The organism is Streptomyces sp. NPDC060232, assembly GCF_042726555.1.
Lineage (GTDB): Bacteria > Actinomycetota > Actinomycetes > Streptomycetales > Streptomycetaceae > Streptomyces.
Genome location: NZ_JBHXAG010000039.1, coordinates 1 through 25,579, shown reverse-complemented (window position 1 = coordinate 25,579; position 25,579 = coordinate 1). Strand labels below are relative to the sequence as shown.

The following is a 25,579-nucleotide window of genomic DNA, read 5'->3' as shown; positions in this document are numbered from 1 at the left end:
GACGGGCGTCACGTGAGCGAGTGGCGGACGGGGACGGCGGAGGTCAAGGCCTCCGCCGGGGGCCGGCTGCTGACCTTCGCGGCCTGGTCGGTACTGGTGCTGGGCCTGTGGCTGTGGGGCCGTGAGCTCACCCTGGCGCCGGCCCCGCTCTCCGGGCAGGCCGGCGGAGCGGTGGGCACGGGGCTGCCGGCCGCGCACGCCCCCGTCGCCGGGTCCCTGCCGCAGCGCGTCGACGTGCCGTCCATAGGCATCCAGGCCCCGGTGGTGTCCCGGGGCCTGGACAAGGACGGCGCGATCGATCCGCCGCCGTACGACAGCCCGGGCACGGTGGGCTGGTGGGGCCAGGGCGTCCAGCCGGGGGCGGCGGGGACGGCGCTGATGGTGGGGCACGTGGACACGCGGTCCAAGCCGGCGGTCTTCTACGGCCTGAGTTCGGCGCAGGCGGGTGACAAGGTGCGCGTGGTGCGGGCGGACGGTTCCGTCGCAGAGTTCACGATCGAGGACGTACGGGTCTACGCGCGCGCGGCCTTCGACGCGCACAAGGCGTACGGTCCGCGGGTCGCGGGCCGCGCGGAGCTGCGGCTGGTGACCTGCGGAGGCACCTACGACAAGGCGGCCAAGGAGTACACGGCGAACGTGGTGGTCTCCGCCTACCTGACCGGCGTGGGCGTCCGCCCGGGCACGTCGGCGTGAGCCGACCGGGCTCCGGGAACCGGGCGCCCGAAGCCGGGAGTCGGAGCGGGGAGCCCTGAGCCCTGAGCCGACCGGCAAATCGACAATCGGCAATCGGCAACGAAGAAGCCCCTCACAGCTTTCGCTGTGAGGGGCTTCTTCCATCTGTGCGCCGCCAGGGACTCGAACCCCGGACCCGCTGATTAAGAGTCAGCTGCTCTAACCAACTGAGCTAGCGGCGCTTGCTGACAGGGAAAACTCTACCCCACCTCTGCAGGTGTTCGTGACCAGCCACGCCCACCTTGTCCGATTAACCCATGTTTGAGGGGTCTATCGTGCACGATATGTCTGCGCCGACGCATCTGATGCTTTATCAGGTGCGGCCCCGGTCGACCACTGGAACAGCAGGGGAGTGGACGGAACCGCATGAAGAGGCAGCCCCCGACGCATGTGCAGATGCCGATGCCCGCTTTCGAGGAGTACGAGCCCGAGGGCGACTGCGTGTGCCGGGGATGCGCCCAGCGCCGCCGTTCCCTCGCCCGGGCCCGCGCCATACCGCTCCGGGACGGGGGGCACCCCGCGGCGCGCGGGGCGCGGCGGGCGCTGGTCCTCGCCACCGCCGCCGGCGTGGTCCTCGGCGGTGGCGGCGGTACGGCGGTCGCCCTGAGCGCACCGGCCACCGGGCCGGTGGCCCTCGACGACCCCGGCAGCCCGCAGGGCGGCCGCACCCCCCTGCACGGCCCGAAGGGCAAGCCGGGGAACCCCGGGGCCCCGGGCCGGCCCGGGGCCGTGAAGCGGATCGACCGCACGACGATCATCAACCGGGCGAAGCTGTGGCTGGACGCGCAGGTCCCGTACAGCATGTCCGAGTACTGGACGGACGGCTACCGGCAGGACTGCTCCGGCTACGTCTCCATGGCCTGGAACCTCGGCTCGAACGAGTGGACCGGCAGCCTCGACAAGTTCGCCACCAAGATCACGAAAGATGAGCTCCTGCCGGGGGACATGCTGCTCTTCCACAACCCGGCGGACCCCACCAACGGCTCCCATGTGGTCCTCTTCGGCGGCTGGGTCGACCAGACGCGCAATCACTACGTCGCCTACGAGCAGACGCGGCCCACGACGCGGAAGCTGGCCACGCCGTACGGGTACTGGGCCAACGCGGCGAAGTACGTCCCGTACCGGTTCAACGGGGTGACGGGCGGCATCGTCCCGCAGGTCCCGGGCGCCGTCCCCGCCCCCGCGCCCGTCCCCGAACCGCCGGCGGGACCGAAGCCGGGCGACCCCGCCAGGACCTTCCCGGGCGCGGACAAGTTCGCCCCGGGCGCCACCAACGACCACGTGGCGCAGCTCGGCCGGATGCTGGTCGAGCGCGGCGCGTACCGCTTCTACCCCAACGGGGTGGCCGACCGGACGTGGAGCGACCACGACAAGCGTGCCACCCAGGCCTTCCAGCGTGCGCAGGGCTGGACGGGCACCGACGCCGACGGCGTCCCGGGCGCGCACACCTGGCGCCTGCTCGTCGACAAGCAGGGCAAGAACATCCCGCCGACGGTGGGCGCGGCGCCCGGACCTGGCGGCGTACGGGCCTACCCCGGGGCCGCGGTGTTCCGGCCGGGCCAGTCCCACCCGGCCGTCGAGGCCCTCGGCCGGCAGCTGGTGAAGAAGGGCTTCGGCAAGTACTACACGGCCGGCCCGGGCGCCCGCTGGAGCGAGGCGGACCGCCGCAGCGTCGAGGCCTTCCAGCGCGCGCAGGGCTGGCGCGGGGCCGCGGCCAACGGCTACCCGGGCCCGGAAACCTGGCGCCGGCTGTTCGCATGACGGAGGTAACGATGTTCCCCACGCGCACCACCTCGACGACGGGCACCCTGCACGTCCCGGCCGCCGCCGCCACAGCCCCCACCACCTTCGGCTGGGCGACCGCCGCCCACTCGGCACCGCCGAAGCCGAAGCCGTCGCCTGGCGCGGCGGAGCCGCCGACCGCGACCGTCCGCCCGGCCGCCCAGGCTCCACCGGCTGTCCCGGCGCCGGGGGGCGAGTCGCCGCTCGGCGGCGCGGCGGAGGCGTCGCCCGCGCCTGCCCGCCCCGCTGTCCCGGCTCCGCCGGGCGCGGTGCCGCCGGGGGCGGCGGGTCCGCCGGCCGTCCCGGCCCTGCACGGTGTCCCCGTGCCGGCCGGCCAGGCTTCGCCCCGGGCGGCGGAGCACTCGGCCGTGCCGGCCCGGGATTCCGCGCCTCGCAGGACGGACCTGGGCGCCGCCCCGGCGGGGGTGTCGGCGTCGTCCGGCCGGGCTTCCACCGCGTACGCCGTCCCGGCCGCGCCGGAGGAGGTGCCGCCGGGAGCGGCGGGTCCGCCGGCTGTCCCGGTGGGGCACGGCGTCCCGGCACCGGGCGGCGAATCGTCGCCACGCGCGGCGGAGGCGACGGCCGCGCCTGACTCCGCTTCCCACGGGAGGGACCTGGGCGCCGCCTCGGTGGCGGTGCCGACATCGCAGGGCCGGGCTTCCACCGCGTACGCCGTCCCGGCGCCGGCCGGGGACGCTTTGCCCGGCGCGGCGCGGGCACAGGCCGTTCCGGCCAAGCGCGCCGTCGCAGGACCGGCCGCGCCTGCCGCGTACCCTGCGCCGGGCGCGACGGCCCTGGGCACTGTGCCGACGGAGGAGGCCGTCCCGGCCTCCGTCCCGGCCTCCGTCCCGGCCCCGGCCGGGGAGGCGCCGCCCCGCGCCGCGGAGCCGCCTGCCGCACCCCGCGCGACGGACAGGAGCGCTGAGCCGGCGGGGGCGCCCGCCCCGCACGCCGTCCCGGTGTCGGAGGGTGAGTCGCCGCTCGGAGCGGCGGCGCGTGCGGCCGTCCCGGCCACCGACGCGGCCACCCACCCGGCGGGGGTGTCCGTACCGCATCCCGTGCCGGCGGTACGGGAGGCCGGCCCGGAATCCGTGTCGGCGCTGCGCGCCGCGCCCGCGGGGCCGGTGCTTCCGCGGACCGTTCCTGCCTCCGGGGCGGAGACCGCCCCCGCGCCGCTCGGCGCGCACGCTTCACCCCTGGCGGCGGAGCCGCAGGCCGGGACGGGCTCCCGTCCGGCGGTGGTGTCTGCGTCGCATTCCGAGCCGGTGGAGCGGGACCGGGCGGTGTCCGCGCCGGCAGCGCGTGGCGCGCACGCTTCACCTCTGGCGGCGGAGCCGCAGGCCGGGACGGGTTTCCGGGCGGTCGGCGTGTCGGCGGGGGCGGGCGACGGGAGTGGGTCCGGTTCGGAAGTCGGTTCGGACGCCGGTTCGGCGGAGGCGGGAGGCGGGGTGGTGCCCGCCGCGCGGGGGGAGGCCGAGCCCGAGCCGGTGCACGCATCGGAGGAGGCCGGGGCGAGCCTCGACATCCCGCATCCGCAGCACGAGGAGCCCGCCACCCCGCGGCCACGGAACCCCGCCGACGCGGCGAACTCCGGCGTGCCCGGGCCCGGGGTGGCCGAGATCGTCGCCCAGGCGGTGGCCCGCGGCATGGAGGAGGCCGACACGCTGGACCTGCCGAAGGTCGCCGCCCCGCACCGCGGCACCTCCGTCACCGAGGTACCGGTGCACCTCCCCTTCCGCGGCGACGCGGCCAGCGCGCCCCCCCGCCCCGAGCCCACCCGCACGCGCAAGCCCGCCGCCCCGGCCCGGACCGCCCCCGGCCGCCGGGTCCCCCGTAGCGACGACCGCCTCCGCGAGCACCGCGGCCCGGTGCTGCCCGGCTGGGTCGGTGTCGCCGTCGGCGGCCTCGCCCTCGCCGGCTGCACGGCCGTGCTCTGGCGGGCCGGGATCGTCCCCGCCCCCCTCGTCGCCGCCTTCGGCGCGGCCCCCCGCGCATACCGGGGCCTGCACGCCGCCCACTGGCCGCCGCTCGCCTTCCTCGGCATCGTCGCCCTCGTCGCGCTCGGCGGCCTCGGCCGGGTCCGGACCGGCCACGCCTGGGTGCTCACCCTCTTCGGCCGCTACCGCGGCACGGTCCGCCGTACCGGCCTGACCTGGGTCAGCCCCCTGCTGCTGCGCAGCCGGGTCGACGTACGCCTGCGCCACTGGCGCAGCGACCCGATGCCCGCCGTCGACTCCGACGGCCTCGCCCTCCAGGTCGTAGTCCAGGTCGTCTGGCAGGTCGAGGACACCGCCCGGGCCACGCTCGCCGTCGCGGACCACACCGAGTACCTCGCCGAGCAGGTCGAGTCGGCCATGGCCCGCGTGCTCTCCCAGCTCCCGGCAGACGCCTTCCACGACGACACCCCGACCCTGCGCGACGCCGAGGCCGTCGGGGACGCGCTGACCCGGATGCTGGCGGCCGAGACCGAGGCGGTCGGGATCGAGGTGTACTCGGCCCAGCCGACCCGGATCGAGTACGCGCCCGAGGTCGCGGAGGCCATGCGCCGCCGCCGGGTCGCCGCGATCGACGCCAAGCACCGGGACGCCGTGCTGACCTCGGTGGTGGACGCCGTCGACGACACCGTCCACCGGCTGACCTCGCGCGGACTCGTCGAGCTCGACGACTACGAGCGCAAGGCCCTGGTGAAGGACCTCACGGTCGCCTTCTGCACGGGGCGCACCGAGTAGCCGCAATCGCGCATCACGCATCACGCATCACGCATCACGCATCACGCAGCAAAGGGAACGGGTGGCCGGAAGTGACCGGACCACCCGTTTCCTCATTGGTATGGACATGGCCAACTCTCGTCAATAATCTGGGACTTGGTCTAGACCTGAATCCCCATGTGCGCGCGCTCGCCGAACTCCCCCCACGCCCAAGGAGCATCATGCGCCCCATCCGCATGCCCGGAATGCCTGGAATATCCGGAGCGCCCAGAAGGGCTGGTGTCGCCGCGCTCGGCCTCGGCCTCGTCGCCGGCATCACCCTCGTCGGCGCCCCCACCGCCAGCAGCCACGGCTACACCGACACCCCCATCAGCCGCCAGAAGCTCTGCGCCAACAGGGCCGTCTCCGACTGCGGCGCGATCCAGTGGGAGCCGCAGAGCGTCGAGGGCTTCAAGGGCTTCCCGGCCGCAGGCCCCGCCGACGGCAGGATATGTTCCGGCGGACTCCCGCAGTTCGCCGAGCTCGACGACCCGCGCGGCGGCGCCTGGCCCACCACCAAGGTGACCAGCGGCCAGAGCTACGCCTTCCGGTGGCAGTTCACCGCCAACCACTCCACCACCGACTTCAAGTACTACGTCACCAAGGACGGCTGGACCGGCACCAAGGCCCTCACCCGCGCCGACCTCGAACCCCAGCCCTTCCTCACCGTCGCCTACAACGGCGCCCGCCCCGCCATGACCACCGTCCACCAGGGCTCCATGCCGAGCGGCAAGAGCGGCCGGCACCTGATCCTGGCCGTCTGGACCGTCAACGACACCCCGATGGCCTTCTACGCCTGCTCGGACGTTCAGTTCTGACGATACGTCAGCTACCCTCCGGCGGCATGCGGACGACGACGACAGCACCCGAGACCGTCGCGGAGCTCGTAGCGCGCCAATGGGGCGACCACCGGCCCGGGCTGATGTACGAGGACGGCGAACGCCGCGTCCTCACCCACCACCGGACCGCCCAGGAAGCCGCCGCACGCGCCGCGCTCCTCGTCGACCTCATGCCCGCCGGGGCGGAACCGCACCTCGGGGTCCTGCTCGACAACACCCCCGAGTTCCCGTTCTGGCTCGGCGCGGCGGCCCTCGCCGGGGCTGCCGCCGCCGGGATCAACCCCACCCGGCGCGGCCCCGAACTGGCCCGCGACATCCTGCACACCGACTGCCGGCTCCTGATCACCGAGCCCGCCCACCTGCCGCTGCTGCGCGGCCTCGACCTGCCCGGCGTACGCGTCCTGGTCACCGGCACCGAGGAGTACGAGGCCCTCCTCGCGCCCTACGCCGCCGCCGAACCCGGCGAGGCGGCCCTGCGCAGCCCCGCCCCCGGCTCCCGCCTCCTCCTCTACTTCACCTCCGGCTCCACCGGAGCCCCCAAGGCCGCCGTCTGCAGCCAGGGCCGGCTCGCGGCCGCCGGCGCCTCACTGGCACGCCAGTTCTCCGTCGGCCCGGACGACGTCCACTACGTCTGCATGCCGCTCTTCCACGGCAACGCCGTCATCGCCGACTGGCTCCCCGCGCTCGCCGGCGGCGCCGCGGTCGCGCTGCGCCGGCGCTTCTCCGCCTCCGCGTTCCTGGACGACGTCCAGGCCTACGGCGCGACGTACTTCACCTACGTCGGCCGGGCGATCCAGTACCTCCTGGCCACCGAGCCCCGCCCCGACGACCGCTCCCACAGCCTGCGGCTCGGCTTCGGCACCGAGGCCGGGGCCGTGGACGCCGCCCGCTTCGCCGAGCGCTTCGGCGTCCGCCTGGTGGAGGGCTACGGCGCCACCGAGGGCGGCGCCTCCGTCCAGCGCACCCCGGACACCCCGCCGGGCGCCCTGGGCCGGGCGGGTGCGGGGGACGACCTGGCGGTCGTCGACCCGGAGACGGGCCGGGAGTGCCCTCCGGCCGCCCTGGACGAGGACGGCCGCCTGCTCAACGGCTCCGCCGCGATCGGCGAGCTCGTCAACCGGGGCCGCAGCCTGTTCGAGGGCTACTGGCGCAACCCGGACGCGGAAGCCGACCGCACCCGGGACGGCTGGTACTGGACGGGCGACCTCTTCTTCCGCGACCCCGCCGGCTTCCTCTACTTCGCGGGCCGCACCGACGACCGGCTCCGCGTCGACAGCGAGAACCTCGCCGCGGCGGTGATCGAGAACATCCTCGCCCGCTGGCCGGACGCCACGGCGGTCGCCGTCTACGGCGTCCCGGACGAGGTGGCCGGCGACCAGGTGATGGCGGCCCTCTCGCTCCGTGACGGCGCGGTGTTCTCCACGGAGGACTTCGAGGCCTTCCTCTCCCGCCAGCCGGACCTGGGCACGAAGATGGCCCCGCGCTACGTCCGCATCGTCCCGGAGATGCCGGTCACCGCGACGAACAAGGTCCACCGCGTCGCCCTCCGCCGCACCGGCTTCCGCTGCGCGGACCCGGTCTGGCACCGAACCCCTGCCGGGAGCTACGCCCCACTGTCCAGGGAGGACGTGTCCGCCCTCCTCGCCGCCTACGAGGCCCACGGCCGCCTCGACCTCCTGCACCGCTAGCGGCGCACCGCCGCTCCGTTTCAGCCTCGCCGGCAGGGCGGGGAGAAGGCTCCGCGCAGCGGCACACCCGCGCCACCGCCCGGCACCGGCGGCCCTCGCGCACCCCGCGGGTAATGGTTTGGAGCACCCCCGCGGACCAGGTAGTATTTTCTCTGTCAGCAGGCGCCGCTAGCTCAGTTGGTTAGAGCAGCTGACTCTTAATCAGCGGGTCCGGGGTTCGAGTCCCTGGCGGCGCACCTGTCCTTCGGGCGGTTTCCGGTTCACCGGGAACCGCCCGAAGTGTTTTCCGGCCCTGGTAGGGAGGGCCTGGCGTCCCGGCGTCCCGCCCGCCCGCCCGCGCCGGAGCGGAGTCCCGCTAGAGCGTGAGCGACAGCAGCAGCGGTGCGGCCTTCCGGTTCAGGGTGTCGGCCGCGGCCCGCAGCCGGTGCGCGTGCTCGACCGGCATCGACAGGGCCAGGCAGCCGACCGAGGCGCCCGCCGTGATCGGGACGGCCGCGCAGACCGTGCCCACGGCGTACTCCTGCAGGTCCAGCATGGGCACGGTGGCCGGCTGGGAGTCCAGCTTGGAGAAGAGGATCCGCTCGTTCACGATCGTCTTCGACGTGAGCCGGGCGATCTTGTGCCGGGACAGGTGATCGCGCCGCCCGTTCAGGTCGAGCTGCGTCAGCAGGCACTTTCCGACCGCGCTCGCGTGCGCGGCCGACCGGAAGTCGACCCACTCGTGGACCTTCGGAGTGCGCGGGCTGTCCGCGAACTGCGTGATCTTGACCTCGCCGTCCACGTACCGGCTGATGTAGACGGCCGCGCCGACCGAGTCGCGCAGCCTGTCGAGGGTCTCCTGGAGCTTGTCGGTCAGGGCCTGCTGGCGGTCGGTGCCGGACCCGAGCAGGACGAGGGAATCCCCTATGGCGTACGCGCCGTCCGCCACCTGCAGGACGTATCCCTCCCGGCGCAGCATGAGCAGCATCGGGGCGAGATGGACTGCGGGCAGGCCGGTCTCGCGCGCGATCTGCGCGTCGGTCACGCCACCGGTGTGACGCGCGATCGTTTCGAGTACGCGTAGTGCGTACTGCACCGAGTGGAACGGCGCGGTCGGCTCGGGCTTCAGCGCCACGGTTTCCCCCCTAGCAGGTTGTTACCGCTTGCCCTACCACGATAGCCATCAAGCGGCCCATGTGGAGCGCCTGTTGGGGAGATTGATGGCTCGATCACGTCCGTCTGCCTGGATCTAAGCCGCTGGCATATGCCGCAGTCACGCGCACTGCACTGCTGTGCGGGGAATGCCCGGAGGCCGCTCACGGTTCGAGTTCTTCGTACGGTGTCGCACGGACGTCGTGCGGACGTGGAGAACGGGACGGGATCGACGATGAGTGACACCGGGGGCGTGAACGGCGTGCCGACGGGTGTACCGAACGAGGTGCCGGACGAGATGCCGAACCCGGTGCCGAAGGGGTCGGCGCAGGAGAGCCGTAGCGGTATCCGGGGCACCGCCCTCGGCCGGGCGCCCGTACCGCTCTCCGTCCTGGACCTCGCCACCGTCGGCGCCGGCAGCACCGCGCACGCATCCCTGCGCACCAGCGTGGCCATCGCCCGCCTCGCCGAGTCCCGCGGCTACCACCGCCACTGGGTCGCCGAGCACCACTCCATGCCCGGCGTCGCCAGCTCCTCGCCCGCCGTGATCCTGGCCCACCTCGCCGCGCACACCTCCCGCATCCGGCTCGGCTCCGGCGGCGTGATGCTGCCCAACCACGCCCCGCTCGCCGTCGCCGAGCAGTTCGGCACCCTGGAGGCGCTCGCCCCGGGGCGGATCGACCTCGGCCTCGGCCGTGCTCCCGGCACGGACGGTCGCACGGCCGCCGCACTGCGCGGGCCCGGACGCCTCGAAGAGGGCGCGGAGGAGTTCCCGCGCCGGCTCGCGGAGCTCACCCGCTTCCTCGACGACGACTTCCCCGACGGGCACCCGTACGCCCGCGTGCACGCCGTACCCGGCCCGGTGCAGGGCCCGGCCGGGCGGCCGCCGCTGTGGCTGCTCGGCTCCTCCGGCTTCAGCGCGCAGCTCGCCGGCGAGCTCGGCCTGCCCTTCGCCTACGCCCACCACTTCTCCGCGGCCGGCACCCTGCCCGCGCTCGACCTCTACCGCCAGAGCTTCCGGCCCTCGGCGGTCCTGGACGCCCCCTACGCCGTCATCGGGGTCTCGGCGCTCGCCGCCGACACCGACGAGGAGGCCCGCGCCCAGGTCCTCACGGGCGCGCTGTCGATGCTGCGGCTGCGCACCGGGCGCCCGGGGCTGGTGCCCACACCCGAGGAGGCGGAGGCGTACCCGTACACCCCGCTGGAGCGGGAGTTCGTGGACGGCTGGCTCGCCAACGTCGTCCACGGCACCCCCGACGCCGTCGCCGACGGCCTCGACGGCCTCGCGAAGCGCACCGGCGCGGACGAGTTGATGCTGACCGCCAACGCCCACAGCGGGGCGGCCCGACTGCGCTCCTACGAGCTCGTGGCGGATGCGTACGGCATGCCCGCACCGGCCCCCGCCGCCGACTGACCGCGCGACAAAGGGGTTTGGCTGGTTCATTGCCAAAACCTTGCCGGAGCGTGTCTCAAGGGAGCCTTAAACCGCTCGTCACCCGGGGTGGCGAGCGGTTTCTGCTGTGCGCCCAAGTCTCTGACTTGGGTAAATGGCGCGGGAGTGGTCTAGTCCTTCTTTGGTCCGAACCATTGACGCGGGGCTGGAGTGATCGCTATCACTTCTCTCACCCGAACCTCCAGCACTCTCCTCCCAGCCCCCCGGAGGCAGTTCATGCACATCCGTAAACCCCTCATCGCAGCCGCCGCCACGGCCGCGCTGGCAGCCGGAGCGCTTGCCTCCTTCGCGGGACTCGGCACCGCCCAGGCCGCCGACACCGCGGCCGGAGCCGCTGCGGGCGGCGTCCGCATCGCCTACTACGACCAGTGGAGCGTCTACGGGAACGCCTTCTACCCCAAGCATCTCGACACCCGGGGCATAGCGAGCAAGCTGGACATCATCAACTACTCGTTCGGCAACATCCACCCCACCGAGCTCACCTGTTTCGAGGCGAACAAGGCGGCCGGCGACGACAACAACCCCAACGCCGGTGACGGCGCGGGCGACTCCTACGCCGACTACCAGAAGTCCTTCAGCGCGGCCGACAGCGTGGACGGCGTCGCCGACACGTGGAACCAGCCGATCGTGGGCGTCTTCAACCAGTTCAAGGAACTGAAGGCCAAGTACCCCCACCTGAAGATCAACATCTCGCTGGGCGGCTGGACGTACTCCAAGTACTTCCACGACGCGGCCAAGACCGACGCCTCCCGCAAGAAGTTCGTCGCCTCCTGCATCAAGCAGTACATCAAGGGCGACCTCCCGGTGGAGGGCGGCTTCGGCGGCCCCGGCACCGCGGCGGGCATCTTCGACGGCATCGACATCGACTGGGAGTACCCGGGCTCCGCGGGCGGCCACCTGGGCAACCACTACGGCCCCGAGGACAAGCAGAACTTCACCCTGCTGCTCCAGGAGTTCCGCAAGCAGCTCGACGCCGAGGGCGCGGCCAACGGCGGCAAGAAGTACATGCTGACCGCGGCCCTGCCGGCCGGCCAGGACAAGATCAAGTACATCGAGACCGACAAGATCGGCCAGTACTTGGACTACGCCAACATCATGACGTACGACATGCACGGCGCCTGGGACGGCGACGGGCCCACGTACCACCAGTCCCCGCTGTACCCGTCCGCGGCCGACCCGACCGACCCGATCGCGCCGGGCACCGAGAAGTACAGCATCGACAACGCCATCGACTCCTGGATCGACGGCAACCCGGCCTACGGCATCACCGGCGGCTTCCCCGCCGACAAGCTGACGCTGGGCTACGAGTTCTACTACCGCGGCTGGAAGGGCGTCCCGGCCGGCACCGCCAACGGCCTCGCCCAGACCGCGACCGGCGGCTCCGGCGCGCGACCGCTCAGCCAGCAGGCGGGCATCGCGCACTACAAGGAGCTCGGCGGCATCGTCGACAACCCGTCGACCACCTTCTGGGACGACCAGTCGAAGTCCTCGTACTTCTACAAGGACGGCGAGTTCTTCGCCGGCCTGAACCAGAAGTCCATCCAGGCCCGGGTCGACTACGGCAAGCAGCGCGGCCTGGCCGGCGCGATGATGTACTCCCTGCTCGGCCTGGACAACAACGCCACGCTGCTGAACCAGATCTCCGACGCCCTGGGCGGCGCCACGCAGCCGCCGGTCACCACCCCGCCGACCACCACCCCGCCCACCACGACCCCGCCGACCACGCAGCCTCCGACCGGCTGCGGCTCGACCCCGGCCTACGTCGCGGGCACCATCTACACCGCCGGCAACGAGGTCTCCCACGACGGCCGCACGTACAAGGCCCAGTGGTGGACGCAGAACGAGACGCCGGGCACCACCGGTGAATGGGGTGTCTGGAAGGACCTCGGCGCCTGCTGATCTCCCCCCACCCCGCGCCGAGCGACGCCCCCGCCCCGTCCCCTCTCCCGGGGGCGGGGCGGAGGTGTGTGACATGGTTGTCGGATTCCGGACAGCGGGTCGTAGCGGTGTCGCTACTCTCGGCCACAAGCCCGTTTCCCGCTTGGGGGTGCCGTTCTCATGGTCCTGGCCCGCGACATCGATCCCAGCGCCTCGCCGCTGGACTACTACAGCTACGAACTGCGCCGGCTGAGAGAAGAGGCGGGCCTGAAGCAGTCGCAGCTCGGCGCGATCATTTTCTGCACGGGCTCCCTGATCGGCATGGTGGAGAACGGCCGCCGGGTCCCGACGCGGGACTTCTCGGAACGGGTGGACGCGGCCCTCGGCACGGGTGGGGTGTTCTCCCGCCTGGTGGGGCTTGTCCTGCGGAGCCAGTTGCCGAGCTGGTTTCAGCCGTACGCGGAGATGGAGGGCCAAGCAGCGTTCATCTCCACCTACCAGTGCCAGCTGGTCCACGGGTTGCTCCAGACGGAGGCCTATGCGCGGGCTGTTCTCGGAGTTGAGAGGCCTGACAAGCTCGACGCTGCCGTGGCGGCGCGCATGGATCGACAGCGCATACTGACCCGGGAGAACCCGCCGGTGCTGTGGGCGGTGCTTGACGAAGCGGCTCTGCACCGGGAGATCGGAGGCCGCGAGGTGATGCGCGACCAACTGGCGCATCTGCTGAGTCTCGAAGAGCGGCAGTGGCTGGAAATCCAGGTGCTGCCCTTCAATGCGGGCCAGCACGCTGGAATGATGGGCTCGTTCACCTTGCTGCGCTTCGACGGTGCCCCGGACATTCACTACAGCGAGAGCTACGACTCCGGTCACATGACAGCCAACGCGCAAGTGATCAAGGAGCGTTCAGTCGGCTACGCTCGCTTGCAAGCCGAGGCTCTCCCATCCCGGGCATCGGCTGAGCTGATCGCTCGCGTAATGGAGGAACGCTATGGCAAGCATCCGGATGCTGACGGGCGCACAGTGGCGTAAGTCGTCCTACAGCGGCTCCAACGGCGGCGAGTGCGTCGAGTGCGCACCCCACGGCGGCGCCGCCTGGCGCAAGGCTTCGTACAGCGGGAACTCCGGCGGCGACTGCGTGGAGGTGGCTGGGCAGCCCTGCGGGGTCGCCTTGCGGGACTCCAAGAACCCCGACGGCCCCGCCTTCACCGTCGCCCCGGAGGCGTTCACGGCGTTCGTGCGGAGCCTCTGACCGCGTGCCCGGGCGGCAGCCCCCGCCGGGGGCTGCCGCACCGGCATGTCAGACCTGGTACTGGCCGACCGTGATGAAGTGCCGCAGCTCCTCCGGGGTGCCGTCGATCGCCTTCTCGGCCGCCGCGCGCAGCGCGTCGCTGATGCCCGGGCGGGCCAGGATCCGTGCGACGTCCACGCGGTCGTCCTCGGCCCGGGCCAGGCGCAGGCCGGTGGTCAGGAAGGCCACGCGGTCGGCCGGGGTGCCGTCCAGGGCCTTGTTGGCCTCGCGCTTCACGGCCTTGCCGGTGGGCGGGTTGGTGGCCAGGATCCTGAAGATGGCGACCAGGTTGTCCTCGTCCTGGGCCTTGGCGAGACCGGTGGTCAGGAAGGCCACGCGGTCGGCCGGGGTGCCGTCCAGGGCCTTGTTGGCCTCGCGCTTCACGGCCTTGCCGGTGGGCGGGTTGGTGGCCAGGATCCTGAAGATGGCGACCAGGTTGTCCTCGTCCTGGGCCTTCGCGAGACCTGTGGTCAGGAAGGCCACACGGTCCTCGGGAGTGCCGCTGAGGGCCTTGTTGGCCTCCCGGATCACGCCCTTGCCGCTCGCCGGATCGGCGAGGATCTTGGCGATGGCGACGGCGTTCTCCGTGTCGGAGCCCACCACCGCGCTCGCCGGGGCGGACGCCGGCGCCGTGGCCGGCGCGGCGGAGGCGAGGGACGGGGTGGCGAGCAGCAGGGCCGGGGCCAGGGCGCCGGCGGTCAGGGCGAGTGCGGCTCGGGTCAGTTTCATGGTTCCCCCACGATCGAATGGCTGTCCGGGTCTCGACAGCCAGACGATCTTCACAAGCGGGTTGACAGCGGGACAACTGGCCACCGGGCCAGGCCGTTTGGTTCCACCTGCCGACGCATCTCACACTCCCCGTCAGACCAGGGGGTGCCGGGCCGACTCGTCGGGCTGGGAGGGGGCCGCCGCCTCCACGCGGCGGCCGATCATGCGGGCGATCACGTCCGGGGCCACCGCGCGGGAGTACAGCCAGCCCTGGCCCGTGTCGCAGCCGACGCGCCGCAGCCGGGCCGCCTGCCCCGCCGTCTCCACGCATTCCGCGGTCACCGTGAGACCCAGCCGGTGCGCGAGCTGGACCAGGGCCTCGACGATGGTCTCGTCGGCCGGGTTCGGGTGCGCGCCCTCGTCGTAGCGGAAGCCCCGGACGAAGGATCCGTCCAGCTTCAGCACCGAGACCGGCAGCCGGCTCAGGTAGGCCAGGTTCGAGTAGCCGGTGCCGAAGTCGTCGATGGCGATGCGGACGCCCATGTCGCTCAGCGCCTGCAGAGCCTGCAGCGGCCTTCCGGCCGAGCCCATCACCGCCGACTCGGTCAGCTCCAGCTGGAGCAGCTGCGGCGCCAGACCCGTCTCCGCGAGGATCTCCGCGACGTCGCCCACCAGGTCCGAGTCCCACACCTGCCGCACGGCGACGTTGACGGACACGAAGACCGGGGTGTCGCTGGGCTGTTCGATCTGCCAGCGCCGCGCCTGCCGGCACGCGGTGCGCAGCACCCACTGCCCCAGCTGGACGATGGACCCGTCCTCCTCGGCGATACCGATGAACCGATTCGGCGTCAGCGTGCCGAACTGCGGGTGCCTCCAGCGCACCAGGGCCTCGACCCCGCGCAGCGCGCCGCTCTCCAGGTCCACCAGCGGTTGGTACTCCAGCGCGAACTCGCCCTGCTCCACGGCCGGCCGCAGCGTCGAGGACAGTGCCTGCCGGGTCATGCGGTGCGCGTTGCGCTCCGGGTCGAAGAGGGTCCAGCGGGCCTTGCCGTCCGCCTTGGCCCAGTACAGGGTCGTGTCGGCGGCCTGCATCAGGCCGGTCGCCGTGGTCCCGTCCGTGGCCCGCTCCACCACGCCGATGGACGCGGAGACCGACAGCCGCTGCCCGGCCAGGTCGAACGGCTCCTGTACGGCGGCCAGTACGCTGCGCGCCAGGTCCGCGAGCTGCTCGGTGCCGGTGGAGTCCTCCACGAGCAGGGCGAACTCGTCGCCGCCGAGCCGTGCGACCAGGTGGCCGCCCATGCGCCCGTAGCCGGACTGGTCGGCGCACTGGGTCAGCCGGGCGGCGACGGCCGTCAGCAGCCGGTCGCCGACGCGGTGGCCGAGGGTGTCGTTGACGGCCTTGAAGCCGTCCAGGTCCAGGTAGCACAGGCCGATCCGGCCGGTGCCGCCGCCGTGGTCGTAGGAGGAGGCCTCCAGGGCGGCGGAGAGCCGCTCGAAGAACAGTGCCCGGTTGGGCAGCCGCGTGACCGGGTCGTGCATCTGGAGGTGACGTAGCCGGGCCTGGAGGTCGCGCCGGTCGCTGATGTCGGATACGGACAGCAGGACGTTCCCGGTGCCCGGAACGGGCCCCAGCGTGACCTCGGTCCACAGCGAGTGCCCGTCGGGGTGCTTGAGCCGGCGGGTGCAGCGCAGGCGGGCCTGACGGCCGCGCAGGACCTCCTGGTACGCGGCCCAGGTGCGGGCCTCCGCGGCCAGGTCCACCAGGTCGGCGGCGCAGCGGTGGACGAGCGCGTGCGGCTCGCTGCCGAGCAGGCCGGCGAAGGCCTGGTTGGCGGTGACGACGTAGCCCTCGCGGTCCACGACCGCCATGGCGAGGTGGGCCGCGTTGAACGCGGCCCGGTAGTCGCGCAGATCGGAATCGGCGCGAAGGGATGCCGACGGCACTGCCGGCACTGACGGGTGACGCTCCGTGATGGCCGATCGGATGCTGTCGGCCGCCGAACCGGTTCCCTCTGAGGTTCCGCTCACCGTTGGCCCCGCAGTGTTCGTGAGTGTCCGTGCAGGAAAGTGTGCCGATCATAGAGGCTGCCGGGAGGCCCTATCCAGCGGCGTCACCGGTTGAGACGGCGGAGTTCGGCGTGATGACGGATCGTCGGACCAAGATCGCGTGATCGTTTCTGCGCGGCTCTGAGCGGGAGGAGACCCTGGCTGATCTCGGGTGATCGGACGTGACGTTCTGTAGGCATCCGCGTGAAGTCCGGGGGTCACCGGCTTGCCTCATCGCTCACTCGTGTGGGGCAGCGGAACAGGGCATTGGTAAGACGATCGCCTCAAGGTGGCTAAACAGGTACGAATCCACCACCGGAGGTCGATGTGACGCGTCAGCAGACACCCGGGGGAGTGGACCGCTCTCGCGTCCGAAGTACCGCCGCGGCACTCACTTCCCTCACGGCGCTCGCCGCCATGTCGCTCGTCGCGGGTCCCGCGGTGGCCGATTCCGGCGCCGGGCCCTGCGCGCTGACCCGCACGGGGGCGCACCACTCCCTGGGGCTGGACACCTGGAACGGCGCCTACCCCAAGCCCGAACGCACACTCGACGCGGTCATGGTCTTCCTCTCCTTCCCCGACCACCGGAGCACCGTGACGCCCGAGCTGCTCACCCGCGACTACTTCCCCGCCACCAGCGACTTCTTCGAGCAGGCCTCGTACGGGCGGTTCCACCTGGTCCCGCACCCGCAGAAGCAGTGGATCCAGATGCCCAGGCCGTCCACCGCGTACGGGATAAGGCGTGACTGGGCCCCCGGTGACCGGGCCGCCTACCTGCGCGACGCGGTCGCCGCGGCCGACGCCGGGGTGGACTTCGGCAAGTACGACATCGTCTACTTCGTCGCCGACCCGGACGCGCCCGGGGTGGACTCCGACGCCACGAAGGTCGTCAACTTCGACCGCCCGATCGTCGCCGACGGTGCGCAGCTGCGGCGGATCGTCACCGTCTTCGAGCGCCACCCGCCGGACCGCAACGTGCTGGCCCACGAGACCGGACACGTCTTCGACCTGCCGGACCTCTACCACCGGCCCACCGACGGCAAGGGCGACTGGGACACCTACGTCGGCGACTGGGACGTCATGGGCAGCCAGTTCGGCATGTCCCCCGACCTGTTCGCCTGGCACAAGTGGAAGCTGGGCTGGCTGGACCCCTCCCAGGTGGACTGCGTGCAGTCGGGCTCGTCCCTGCACACCCTGCAGCCGCTGGGGCAGGCCCCGCCGAGCGGCGGCACGGGCGGCACCCGGCTCGCGGTCGTCCGTACGGGGCCCGGCAGCGTGATCGCCGTCGAGGCGCGGGGCTCGTCCGGCAACGACGGCGACACCTGCACCGAAGGGGTCCTCGTCTACCGGGTGCGCAACGAGGCGGCGTCGGGCGGCGGCCCCATCGAGGTGCTGGACGCGCACCCGGCGACGGAGGCGTGCTGGGACCGCTCGGTGTACCCGCCGCTGGCGGACGCGCCGCTGCAGGTGGGCGAGACGTACACGGTGCCGGGGGAGCGGATCACCGTCGAGGTGGCCGACCGCACCCGGTCCGGCGCGTACACGGTGAAGATCACGACGTGACGGCGTGGCAACGCTGACGGCGTGGCCGTGGAACGAGGAAGGCCCCCCACTCGCGTGGGGGGCCTTCCTCCGTCTGTGCGCCGCCAGGGACTCGAACCCCGGACCCGCTGATTAAGAGTCAGCTGCTCTAACCAACTGAGCTAGCGGCGCTTGCTGACGAGGAAGACATTAGCAGGAGGATCCGCGGAACGAAAAATCGATATCCCCAGGTCCCGTCGGCGCGGCGGTGCGCGCCGCCCGCACGAAGGCCCAGAGCAGGGCCTCGGGCCCCGGCAGCCAAGGCTCCCGGGCGTCGGGGGCCACCAGCCACCGCGACGGACCCGGGCCGGCGGCGAGCGGAGGCACGGTCACGGCGTCGCCGCGGCCGTGGCACAGGGGCGCGGGGGCGGGCCGGGAGGCCCCCCATTCCTCCCACGCCAGCAGTGCGGGCAGCCGGTGCGCGGTGCCGGGGGCGGCGAAGAGCAGCATCCGGCCGCGGTGCACGGCGACCGGGCCGGAGCCGGGTCCCTCGGCCCAGAGCAGGTCCAGGATTCGGCGCCCGAGGACGAGCGGGACGTTGACGACGTCGAAGGCGCTCCCGCAGGGCAGTGTCGCCGGGAGGCCGGGGCGGGCCTCCCACAGCGCGAGGGTGCGGCGGGGGTGAGCGGAGGCCGAGGTGAGCCATGCGGCGCCCTGCGGGGTGACGTGTGTGGCGGGCGCGGTGCGCGTGCGCTCGCCGCGGGCGTGGAGGGCGGTGCATCCGTGGGCCGTCGTCAGCGTCGTCATATGCCAAGGTCTACCCGCCGTAGCGGGTCGATCTCCGGGAGTCACCGAAATCGGGACAGGGGGGCCGGGCGTGGAGTATGGTGCCCCCCGCATATGACGCGCCGCGATGGACCCGGCCCCGCCCCGCTGCCTACGTCAGGTCGGCGCGGCCGTACTGGAGGGTCTCGCCGAACTCGATCATCTTGCGGGTGTAGTCCTCGGTCCACTCCGCCTGTTCGGCGATGGCCGCGGGGGTGAGCCGGTCGAAGCGCCGCGGGTCCGCCAGCTGGGCCGCGGCCAGGGCCTGGAACTCCACCGCCCGCTCCTGCGCCGCCCGGAAGGCCAGGGTCAGTTCGGTCGCACGGGCCAGCAGCTCGCGCGGGTCCTCGATCGACTCCAGGTCGAAGAAGTGCTCCGGATCCGCCACGGCCTCCGAGGGCTCGAAGAGCAGCGGCGCCGGCCGCAGCCGCCGCTCGGTCCGCTCGGGCTCTGCCATCCCTGTCCTCCTGCTGCGCGTGCGAAAACCTTCCTGGCCACCGTCCATTGTCCAACGCCCCGCAAGAGCGCGCCCCGACGGGTTGGAACACCTGTACGGCCGATGAGGTGCACGAGCAGCCCGAAGGGCTCAGTGGCGGGGGAGTCGCTCAGGCGATCGACCGGCGCCGCTGCCCGCCCCCCGGATCGTGCTGACCGGCCGTCAGTCGCACCCCCGCGTGCGACCGCCCGGCCGGCATCCGGGTCAGGCGGTGACGGCCTCCGCCCCGAGCTCGGCCGCACGCTTCGCCGCCAGCTCGGCCACGTCGGCCAGTACGGCGGCCAGCTCGCCCGCGAGGGCCTCGGGGGCCTCGAAGCCCTCGGCGCCGATCAGCTTCGGGATGCCCGGGACGGCGACGGAGTGCTCGGCGGGCAGCATGCCGAGGCGGGTCAGGACGGGCAGCAGCATCTCGGCGGCCGGGGCGCCGCCGGTGGGGCCGGCGCTGTAGCTCACGATGCCGACCGGCTTGCCCTTCCACTCGTTGTAGAGGAAGTCGATGGCGTTCTTGAAGGGTGCGGTGAAGCCGCCGTTGTACATCGGCAGGACGAAGAGGAAGGCGTCGGCGGAGTCGACCAGTGCGCTCCAGTCGCGGGTGTGCTGGTGGGCGTAGTTCCCGGTGGAGGCGTACTCGGGCTCGTCCAGGAAGGGCAGTGCGATCTCGGCGAGGTCGACGGGGGTGACGTCGAAGCCGCCGTGGGCGACCGCCTGGCCGGTGACCCACTGGGCGAGCGGGCGGCCGGAGGAGGTGGGGCGGGTGGCGGCGGAGATGACGTGCAGGCGGGTCATGGGGTGGGCTCTCCCGGTCGGCGCGGTTGTTGATGTGTCACCTAATGAAAGCGTTATGTGAGTGACGTGTCAACCAGGTAGATGATGTGTCATCGATCTGACTAGAGTGGAAGGCATGACCCCCGCATCCGAGCCCCGCTGGCTCACCGAGGCCGAGCAGGACGCCTGGTACGCGTGGCGGCGGATGTTCCCGCTGGTCAACGCGGAGATCGCGCGCGACCTGGGCCAGGACAGCGGGCTCTCCGAAGCCGACTACGACGTGCTGTCCGTGCTCGGCGACACGGACGGCCACCGCATGCGCATCAGCGCCCTGGCCGAGCTGATGCGCTGGTCGCGCAGCCGGCTGTCCCACCAGCTCACGCGCATGGAACAGCGCGGCATCGTCCGCCGCGAGGAGGTCGCCACCGACGGCCGCGGCGCCGAGGTGGTCCTCACCGACACCGGGGTCGCCGCGATCAGGGACGCCGCCCCGCTCCACGTGGAATCGGTACGCCGCCACCTGATCGACCTCCTGACCCCGCAGCAGCTCCAGGCCCTGGCCGAGGTGGGCGACGTGCTCCGCCACCGGTTCGGCGCCGCCCGCAAGGGGTAGAAGCCGCCCGTACAGGGGCTGCCCGGTGGATCGGGGGTGTGCCCCAGAACCCGCTACGGCCGCCAGGACACCCGGTGCTCCGCCAGGTGCGCCAGCACCGAATGGTTCGCCTCCCAGCCGTCCGGGAACTTCATCGTCACGCCCAGCTGCACCGGCTCCGTCGACGGATGGTCGTCCAGCAACTCCGCGATGCCCGCCCGGGCCACCACCACGCACGCGTGCCGGTGCCGCGAAGCCAGCACGCACAGGCGGCCCGTCTCCAGGTGGAAGGCCGTCGCGTCCGGGCGGCCCGACAGCGGGTGCAGGACCACCGTCAGGTCGTACTCGCGGCCCTGCAGCCGGTTCGCCGTGTCCACCGTGACCCCCGACACCCCCAGCGAGGCCAGCGCCGCGCGGACCGCGGCCGCCTGATCGCGGTGGGCCGTGCCGACCGCGATCCGGTCCGGCGTCAGCGGGGCCGGCGCCGGGGACTGCTCGTCGGAGGTCACCGCCCCCCGGTCCAGGGCCCGGCGCACCACCAGCGCCACCGCGCCGACCGCCTCCGGGTCGGTGCGCGGTGTGTGCCGCGCCGGCAGCTCCAGCAGGCCCCAGCCCGCCTCGGCGGCCTCGTCCAGCACCCGGTCCGGGCCCGACCCGTCCGAGGCCACCCCGTACGACAGCCTCCGCTCGCCCGGGCCCGTACCGCTGCGGAACTGCGTGTACGGGTAGAACGCGCGGGACACCAGCGGCGCCGCCGTCGCCGGGAGCCGCCACGACACCGGCAGCCGGTGCTGCGGCAGCTGCGGGTTGTGCGCCAGCAGCGTGCTCACCGCCGACGCCGAAGGGTCGTAGGACAGCCCCGCCCACTGCTCGGCCCCGACCACGCTGAAGGGGTCCAGCTGCCCCGGGTCGCCCACGAACAGCGCCCGCTCGAACAGCCCTGCGACGGCCAGCAGCGCGTCGGAGCGCATCTGGTACGCCTCGTCGACGATCGCGTGCTGCCACGGCTCGACGTCCTTGACGAACGCCCACTTGGCCGCCGTGGAGATGGTGACCGGCAGCTCCGCGAGGTCCCCCGGCCTGGCCGACAGGGTCACCGACGGCAGCTCCCGCAGCGCCGGGTCGTAGGCATCCCCGTCGCTGCTGTGCAACCGGCCGACCCTCAGCTCAGGGTCCTTGTCGGCCAGACGCAGCACCAGGTCATCGACCTGCGCGTTCGTCTGCGCCACCACCATCAGCCGGCGTCCCGCCGCGGCCAGCTCCCGCGATGCGCGGACGACGAGTGTGGACTTGCCGGCCCCCGGCGGGGAGTCGACGACGACACCCCGCTCGGTCCCGTGCAGGGTGTCGTGCAGGATCGCCGCGGTCGCCCGGGCGGCAGCGGCACCCGGGTCGAAGGCGGCCGGTGCGGTCACAGGAGTCACAGGATGTCCTCGTCGGTGACGGCGTCGGGAAGGTGGGCGGCGGCCCCGGACCCCGGCGGCCCGCCATGGGTCCACGGCGTCTGCTCCGGGTCCGGGAGCTTCGGACCGCCGCGAGCGTCGTGCTCGAAGAGCGTCCAGCACACGCGGTCGCCCTTCTCCGGCACGGAACCCGGCTCCGGGTCCCGACCCCGCCCCATCTTGTCGAGGAGCCGCAGCACCAGCTGCCCGTCCTCCTCGACCCGGACGAACTGCGCGCTCTGCGGCCGCCCGTCCAGCGAGCGGTACACCTTCGCCCCGCTGCCGTCGGCGAGCTGCGGCCGGTCCTCCGTGGACACCGTCACCAGCGGCCGGGGGCTGGGCCGCTTCGACTCCGTCCACTCCATCACCACGTCGGTGACCTCGCCGGCGAAGGCCTCGCCCGCCAGCCGCCGACCCGCCATGACCAGCGGGTCGTCCAGCGCCTCCTGAGCGTCCAGGCGCACCTGCTCGGTCTCCCGCGTGGCCAGCTTCTGCGCCGCCGTCACCGCGTCGTCACGGCGCGGCTGCGGCGGCTCGCCCGCCCGTACGCGGTCCCGGTGCCCGGTGTACGACCAGCGGTCGCGCGTCCAGCGCTCCTCCGCCCGCTCGCCCGCCGGCAGCGCGCGGACCAGGTCGATCGCCTCCCACGTGGCCCACCAGGTACTCGTCATCTGGTCCACCACCAGCCGGCGCACGGCCTGTTCCGCCGTGCGGACCCCGCGGTCGTCGTCCCCGGGCCCGGCCGCCAGAGCAGCGCGCGCCGCGTCGTAGCGGGTGATCGCCGGAGCCAGCAGCTTGTTGTCGAAAGCCGGGTCGGTGGCCGGACCGGCCGGCGGGCACAGCAGTTGGCCGTGCTCGTCGCGGCCCAGCTCCGCACGCAGGGCCGCCTCGGCCCCCGACCGGCCACCGGACGGCGCGATCCAGGCCAGGAGCGCGCCCAGGTGCTGGTCCTCCAGGTTGCTCTGGCCGGTCGCCCAGTGCCGCGACAGCAGGTCCGTCGCCGCCAGCAGCATCGAGGACCCGGGCACCCGCGCCCGTTCGCCGAGGTGCGTGAACCAGCGCCCCAGCAGCGGCACCCGCGAAGGCGCCGGATACGGATTGTCCGGATCCTCCTCCGCGGTGCGCCGGAACCTCATGGACCGCCCGAGCAGCCGCACGTACTCGATGCCCGCACGGCTCGGCACGATCAACTGCGGCGCGTCCACGCACAGCTCGGTCTCGACCTTGACCCGCTTGCCCGTATCCGGATCGGTCTCGCTGCGCTCGGCCGGCTCCACGGCATCGGCGTACGCGTCGATGTGGGCCAGTACGTGGACCGCGAGCTCGGCGAGGAACGCCCAGCGCAGGTCCCGGTCGCGGGGCTGGGGTATCACGAAGACCCGCGGCTCCGTCCGGTCGGTGCCGACCATCGCGCCCAGCGGGGCCCCGGCCTCACCGGCGGTCGTCAGCGGCACGAAGACCAGCGGGTTCCCACTCAGGTGGCGATGGCGCACCGTCGCGAGCGGCTGTGCGCGGCCCGCGCGGACGGCCTCCAACCGGGCCAGGGTGCTCAGCAGGGGCATTCGGGTGACTCCGGGACGTGTCGACGGGGAACGGCGGCGGCCAGTTCCAGCGCCTCCGCGCGCAGCCGGGCCGCGCGGTGCAGGGCGGCGGCCGTGGGGTCCTCGGCGCAGCCGGCGCCGGAAGCAGCCGCGAGGGCTTCCTCGACGGTGGTCAGCGCGCCCAGCTCGCCCCGTACGGAACGGCCCAGCGCCGTGACCTCGTCGGCGGCGCGGGCCCGCTCCCGGCAGTGGAAGGCCAGCTCACAGGCGGCCAGGCACTCGGGGGCGTAGGCGGCGTCCACCGCCGACACGGCCTCGGCCAGCTCCTCCGCGGTCCGCTCCGGGTCGAAGGTCAGCCCTTCGGGCAGCGCGGCGGCCAGCTCCTCGACCCGGGTCAGCCGGTCCAGCTGGCGCCGGGTCACCGCGCGCTCGCGGCGGATGTCGACGGGGGCGGCCGTGGGCAGGTTGGAGAAGTCCTTGGGGCACACCAGCAGCACGGTGTGCCCGACCTCGGCGCCGGGCAGCTTCTCGGCGGTCCGCTCCAGCGCCAGGACGTAGACGGCGGCCTGGCGGGCCGCCGCGCCCACCTTCGCGGCGTCCGCGGCCGCGTCGATCATGGGGAACGACTTGATCTCCACCACGGTCCAGCGGCCGTCGGGGTGCACGACGACGGCGTCCGGCTCCAGATAGGCCGGGGAACCGGCCACCTCCAGCGCCAGCATCGGATGGTCCAGCAGGGTCCAGTCCTTCGCCGCGGTGGCCTCGCGCAGGGCGAGCGCGGTCCGGGCGGCGCGGCCCTCGGGCCCTGCGGCCGTCAGGTCGGGGACGCGGGCGCCGGCCCCCGGCGGGGGCTCGGCGGCCGGATCGAGGTACCGGTGGACCAGCCGCAGCAGCTCGGCGCCGCCGTCGCCCTTGACCTTCGCCTCGAAGGAGTTCCCGCGGACGATGGCGAACTGCGACTGCCCGAAGGCGGCGGGCGAGCCGAGGGCCGTGGCGAGGGCGTTCTTGTCCACACCGGCGCCGTCGAGCAGTGCGCGTCTGCCGCAGCCGGGGTTGGCGGCGAGGGCCGCCAGCGCCCGGGCGTCGAGCGGGCGGGGCTGCACGGCGGGGCCTCGCAGGCCGGCGAGCCGCTGGCGCAGCGTGGTCGGCTGCGCGGGGCTGCCGGGCGGGTAAGAGCTCACCCGCGGAAGTCTCCCATCCGCCACTGACAATCGTGTGCGGAGCGCGAAAACGGGCCGGTGGGAGAGCAGGGCGGGGGCGTGATGGATGATGGACGGACGAGGAAACGCACCGATCGGGAGATTCGCATGGCCCCCCGTATCCTGCTGGCCCGCCACGGCCAGACGGCGTGGTCCCAGCTCGGCAAGCACACCGGACGCACGGACGTGCCGCTGCTGGAGGAGGGTAGACAGGGCGCGAAACTGCTCGGCGAACGCCTCGCCCGCGACCCGTGGAAGGGCCTGCCGGACCTTGAGGTGCGCACCAGCCCGCTGGTCCGCGCGAGCGAGAGCTGCGAGCTGGCGGGCTTCGGGGTGCGGGCGGAGCCGTGGGACGCGCTGATGGAGTGGGACTACGGCGACTACGAGGGCATGACCCCGGCCGAGATCCAGGCGGTCCGGCCGGGCTGGCTGATCTGGCGCGACGGCGTCCCCGGCGGCGAGTCCGTCGCCGACGTCTCGGCACGCGCCGACGAGGTGGTGGCGTGGGCGCGCTCGGCGGAGCGGGACGTACTGGTCTTCGCCCACGGACACATTCTGCGCACGCTGGCCGCGCGCTGGCTGGGCTTCGACGCGTCCTTCGGCGCCCGCATCCGCCTGGAACCGACGTCCCTGTCGGTCCTGGGCTGGGCCTACGGAGCCCCTGCGCTGGAACGCTGGAACGACACGGGCCACCTCGACGCCGATCCGCTCCCGCGGGGGTAGCAGTCCGGGGCGCGCCCCGGGCCCGGGTCTTCGCCCTGCCGGGCGGGGTGGTGCTGGGGCTCCGCCCCAGACCCCGCGCCTCAATCGCCGGCGGGGCTGGGGTGGTGCGGGCCGGTCGCGGTGCCGGGCAGGGGTGTCTCCTCGGCTCGGCGCCCTTCCGCTCCCGCGGCGGGTAGCAGT

The 25,579-nt window shown here is 73.2% G+C and carries 20 protein-coding genes, 3 tRNA genes and 1 pseudogene; 13 read left to right on the top strand and 11 right to left on the bottom strand.

The window, feature by feature from the left end:
• The first annotated feature begins 12 nt into the window (after positions 1 to 12).
• A complete protein-coding gene (locus ACFWFZ_RS33070) occupies positions 13 to 693 on the top strand; it encodes a class F sortase (RefSeq protein WP_387127490.1) in 681 nt (226 codons plus the stop codon).
• A 147-nt stretch (positions 694 to 840) separates the two neighbouring features.
• On the opposite strand, the gene ACFWFZ_RS33065 is transcribed toward ACFWFZ_RS33070, so the two are convergent.
• Positions 841 to 914, bottom strand: a tRNA-Lys gene (locus tag ACFWFZ_RS33065).
• A gap of 214 nt (positions 915 to 1,128) precedes the next feature.
• On the opposite strand from ACFWFZ_RS33065, the gene ACFWFZ_RS33060 reads away from it, so the two are divergent.
• From ACFWFZ_RS33060 to ACFWFZ_RS33040, 5 genes are all read left to right on the top strand, one after another.
• Entirely contained in the window at positions 1,129 to 2,493 is a 1,365-nt protein-coding gene (locus ACFWFZ_RS33060) for a peptidoglycan-binding protein (RefSeq protein WP_387127488.1), read from the top strand.
• A gap of 11 nt (positions 2,494 to 2,504) precedes the next feature.
• The gene (locus ACFWFZ_RS33055) at positions 2,505 to 5,243 is read left to right on the top strand and encodes an SPFH domain-containing protein (protein WP_387127486.1); all 2,739 of its coding nucleotides are present in this window, start codon (positions 2,505 to 2,507) and stop codon (positions 5,241 to 5,243) included.
• A 200-nt stretch (positions 5,244 to 5,443) separates the two neighbouring features.
• Positions 5,444 to 6,079, top strand: a complete 636-nt coding sequence (locus tag ACFWFZ_RS33050) for a lytic polysaccharide monooxygenase (RefSeq protein ID WP_387127484.1) — start codon at positions 5,444 to 5,446, stop codon at positions 6,077 to 6,079.
• 26 nt (positions 6,080 to 6,105) lie between these two features.
• Positions 6,106 to 7,788: an AMP-binding protein gene (locus ACFWFZ_RS33045; protein WP_387127482.1), complete on the top strand. Its 1,683-nt coding sequence runs from the start codon at positions 6,106 to 6,108 to the stop codon at positions 7,786 to 7,788.
• Between the two features lie 162 nt (positions 7,789 to 7,950).
• Positions 7,951 to 8,024, top strand: a tRNA-Lys gene (locus ACFWFZ_RS33040).
• Positions 8,025 to 8,143: 119 nt separating this feature from the next.
• On the opposite strand, the gene ACFWFZ_RS33035 is transcribed toward ACFWFZ_RS33040, so the two are convergent.
• The gene (locus ACFWFZ_RS33035) at positions 8,144 to 8,902 is read right to left on the bottom strand and encodes an IclR family transcriptional regulator C-terminal domain-containing protein (protein ID WP_030027850.1); all 759 of its coding nucleotides are present in this window, start codon (positions 8,900 to 8,902) and stop codon (positions 8,144 to 8,146) included.
• A gap of 315 nt (positions 8,903 to 9,217) precedes the next feature.
• Between ACFWFZ_RS33035 and ACFWFZ_RS33030 the strand changes: the two genes are divergently transcribed.
• From ACFWFZ_RS33030 to ACFWFZ_RS33015, 4 genes are all read left to right on the top strand, one after another.
• Positions 9,218 to 10,333, top strand: a complete 1,116-nt coding sequence (locus ACFWFZ_RS33030; RefSeq protein WP_387127527.1) for an LLM class flavin-dependent oxidoreductase — start codon at positions 9,218 to 9,220, stop codon at positions 10,331 to 10,333.
• Between the two features lie 255 nt (positions 10,334 to 10,588).
• Positions 10,589 to 12,271, top strand: a complete 1,683-nt coding sequence (locus ACFWFZ_RS33025; RefSeq protein ID WP_387127479.1) for a glycosyl hydrolase family 18 protein — start codon at positions 10,589 to 10,591, stop codon at positions 12,269 to 12,271.
• 159 nt (positions 12,272 to 12,430) lie between these two features.
• Positions 12,431 to 13,279 carry a helix-turn-helix transcriptional regulator gene (locus ACFWFZ_RS33020; protein ID WP_387127477.1) on the top strand — a complete coding sequence of 283 codons (849 nt, stop codon included), beginning with the start codon at positions 12,431 to 12,433 and terminating at the stop codon, positions 13,277 to 13,279.
• Positions 13,239 to 13,499: a DUF397 domain-containing protein gene (locus tag ACFWFZ_RS33015; protein WP_387127475.1), complete on the top strand. Its 261-nt coding sequence runs from the start codon at positions 13,239 to 13,241 to the stop codon at positions 13,497 to 13,499. The genes ACFWFZ_RS33020 and ACFWFZ_RS33015 overlap by 41 nt, the downstream gene beginning before the upstream one ends.
• A 48-nt stretch (positions 13,500 to 13,547) precedes the next feature.
• Here the strand turns inward: ACFWFZ_RS33015 and ACFWFZ_RS33010 are convergent, their stop codons facing one another.
• Both ACFWFZ_RS33010 and ACFWFZ_RS33005 read right to left on the bottom strand, forming a co-directional pair.
• Positions 13,548 to 14,267: an ALF repeat-containing protein gene (locus ACFWFZ_RS33010; RefSeq protein WP_387127473.1), complete on the bottom strand. Its 720-nt coding sequence runs from the start codon at positions 14,265 to 14,267 to the stop codon at positions 13,548 to 13,550.
• A 132-nt stretch (positions 14,268 to 14,399) separates the two neighbouring features.
• Positions 14,400 to 16,277 (bottom strand): putative bifunctional diguanylate cyclase/phosphodiesterase, encoded by a 1,878-nt coding sequence (locus tag ACFWFZ_RS33005; RefSeq protein WP_387127471.1) that lies wholly within the window; start codon positions 16,275 to 16,277, stop codon positions 14,400 to 14,402.
• A 345-nt stretch (positions 16,278 to 16,622) separates the two neighbouring features.
• Between ACFWFZ_RS33005 and ACFWFZ_RS33000 the strand changes: the two genes are divergently transcribed.
• A complete protein-coding gene (locus ACFWFZ_RS33000; protein WP_387127469.1) occupies positions 16,623 to 17,858 on the top strand; it encodes a M6 family metalloprotease domain-containing protein in 1,236 nt (411 codons plus the stop codon).
• A 76-nt stretch (positions 17,859 to 17,934) separates the two neighbouring features.
• On the opposite strand, the gene ACFWFZ_RS32995 is transcribed toward ACFWFZ_RS33000, so the two are convergent.
• The 4 genes and pseudogenes from ACFWFZ_RS32995 to ACFWFZ_RS32980 all read right to left on the bottom strand — a co-directional run bounded on the left by ACFWFZ_RS32995 (position 17,935) and on the right by ACFWFZ_RS32980 (position 19,923).
• Positions 17,935 to 18,008: transfer RNA gene (locus ACFWFZ_RS32995), tRNA-Lys, on the bottom strand.
• Positions 17,999 to 18,623 (bottom strand): annotated as a pseudogene (locus tag ACFWFZ_RS32990) (bifunctional DNA primase/polymerase). The gene ACFWFZ_RS32995 and the pseudogene ACFWFZ_RS32990 overlap by 10 nt, the downstream one beginning before the upstream one ends.
• 130 nt (positions 18,624 to 18,753) lie before the next feature.
• Positions 18,754 to 19,098: a hypothetical protein gene (locus ACFWFZ_RS32985; protein ID WP_387127467.1), complete on the bottom strand. Its 345-nt coding sequence runs from the start codon at positions 19,096 to 19,098 to the stop codon at positions 18,754 to 18,756.
• Positions 19,099 to 19,341: 243 nt separating this feature from the next.
• Positions 19,342 to 19,923, bottom strand: coding sequence for an NADPH-dependent FMN reductase (locus ACFWFZ_RS32980; protein ID WP_387127465.1), 582 nt, complete (start codon positions 19,921 to 19,923; stop codon positions 19,342 to 19,344).
• Positions 19,924 to 20,038: 115 nt separating this feature from the next.
• On the opposite strand from ACFWFZ_RS32980, the gene ACFWFZ_RS32975 reads away from it, so the two are divergent.
• Entirely contained in the window at positions 20,039 to 20,515 is a 477-nt protein-coding gene (locus tag ACFWFZ_RS32975; protein ID WP_387127463.1) for a MarR family winged helix-turn-helix transcriptional regulator, read from the top strand.
• Positions 20,516 to 20,568: 53 nt separating this feature from the next.
• On the opposite strand, the gene ACFWFZ_RS32970 is transcribed toward ACFWFZ_RS32975, so the two are convergent.
• Genes ACFWFZ_RS32970 through ACFWFZ_RS32960 form a run of 3 tightly spaced genes read right to left on the bottom strand, consistent with a single transcriptional unit; the run spans position 20,569 to position 24,682 of the window.
• Positions 20,569 to 21,918 carry an AAA domain-containing protein gene (locus ACFWFZ_RS32970; protein WP_387127461.1) on the bottom strand — a complete coding sequence of 450 codons (1,350 nt, stop codon included), beginning with the start codon at positions 21,916 to 21,918 and terminating at the stop codon, positions 20,569 to 20,571.
• The gene (locus ACFWFZ_RS32965; RefSeq protein ID WP_387127459.1) at positions 21,915 to 23,498 is read right to left on the bottom strand and encodes a hypothetical protein; all 1,584 of its coding nucleotides are present in this window, start codon (positions 23,496 to 23,498) and stop codon (positions 21,915 to 21,917) included. Before ACFWFZ_RS32965 ends, ACFWFZ_RS32970 begins: the two co-directional genes overlap by 4 nt.
• Positions 23,486 to 24,682 (bottom strand): hypothetical protein, encoded by a 1,197-nt coding sequence (locus ACFWFZ_RS32960; protein ID WP_387127457.1) that lies wholly within the window; start codon positions 24,680 to 24,682, stop codon positions 23,486 to 23,488. The genes ACFWFZ_RS32965 and ACFWFZ_RS32960 overlap by 13 nt, the downstream gene beginning before the upstream one ends.
• 102 nt (positions 24,683 to 24,784) lie before the next feature.
• On the opposite strand from ACFWFZ_RS32960, the gene ACFWFZ_RS32955 reads away from it, so the two are divergent.
• Positions 24,785 to 25,399 carry a histidine phosphatase family protein gene (locus ACFWFZ_RS32955; RefSeq protein ID WP_387127455.1) on the top strand — a complete coding sequence of 205 codons (615 nt, stop codon included), beginning with the start codon at positions 24,785 to 24,787 and terminating at the stop codon, positions 25,397 to 25,399.
• Positions 25,400 to 25,579 lie beyond the last annotated feature (180 nt).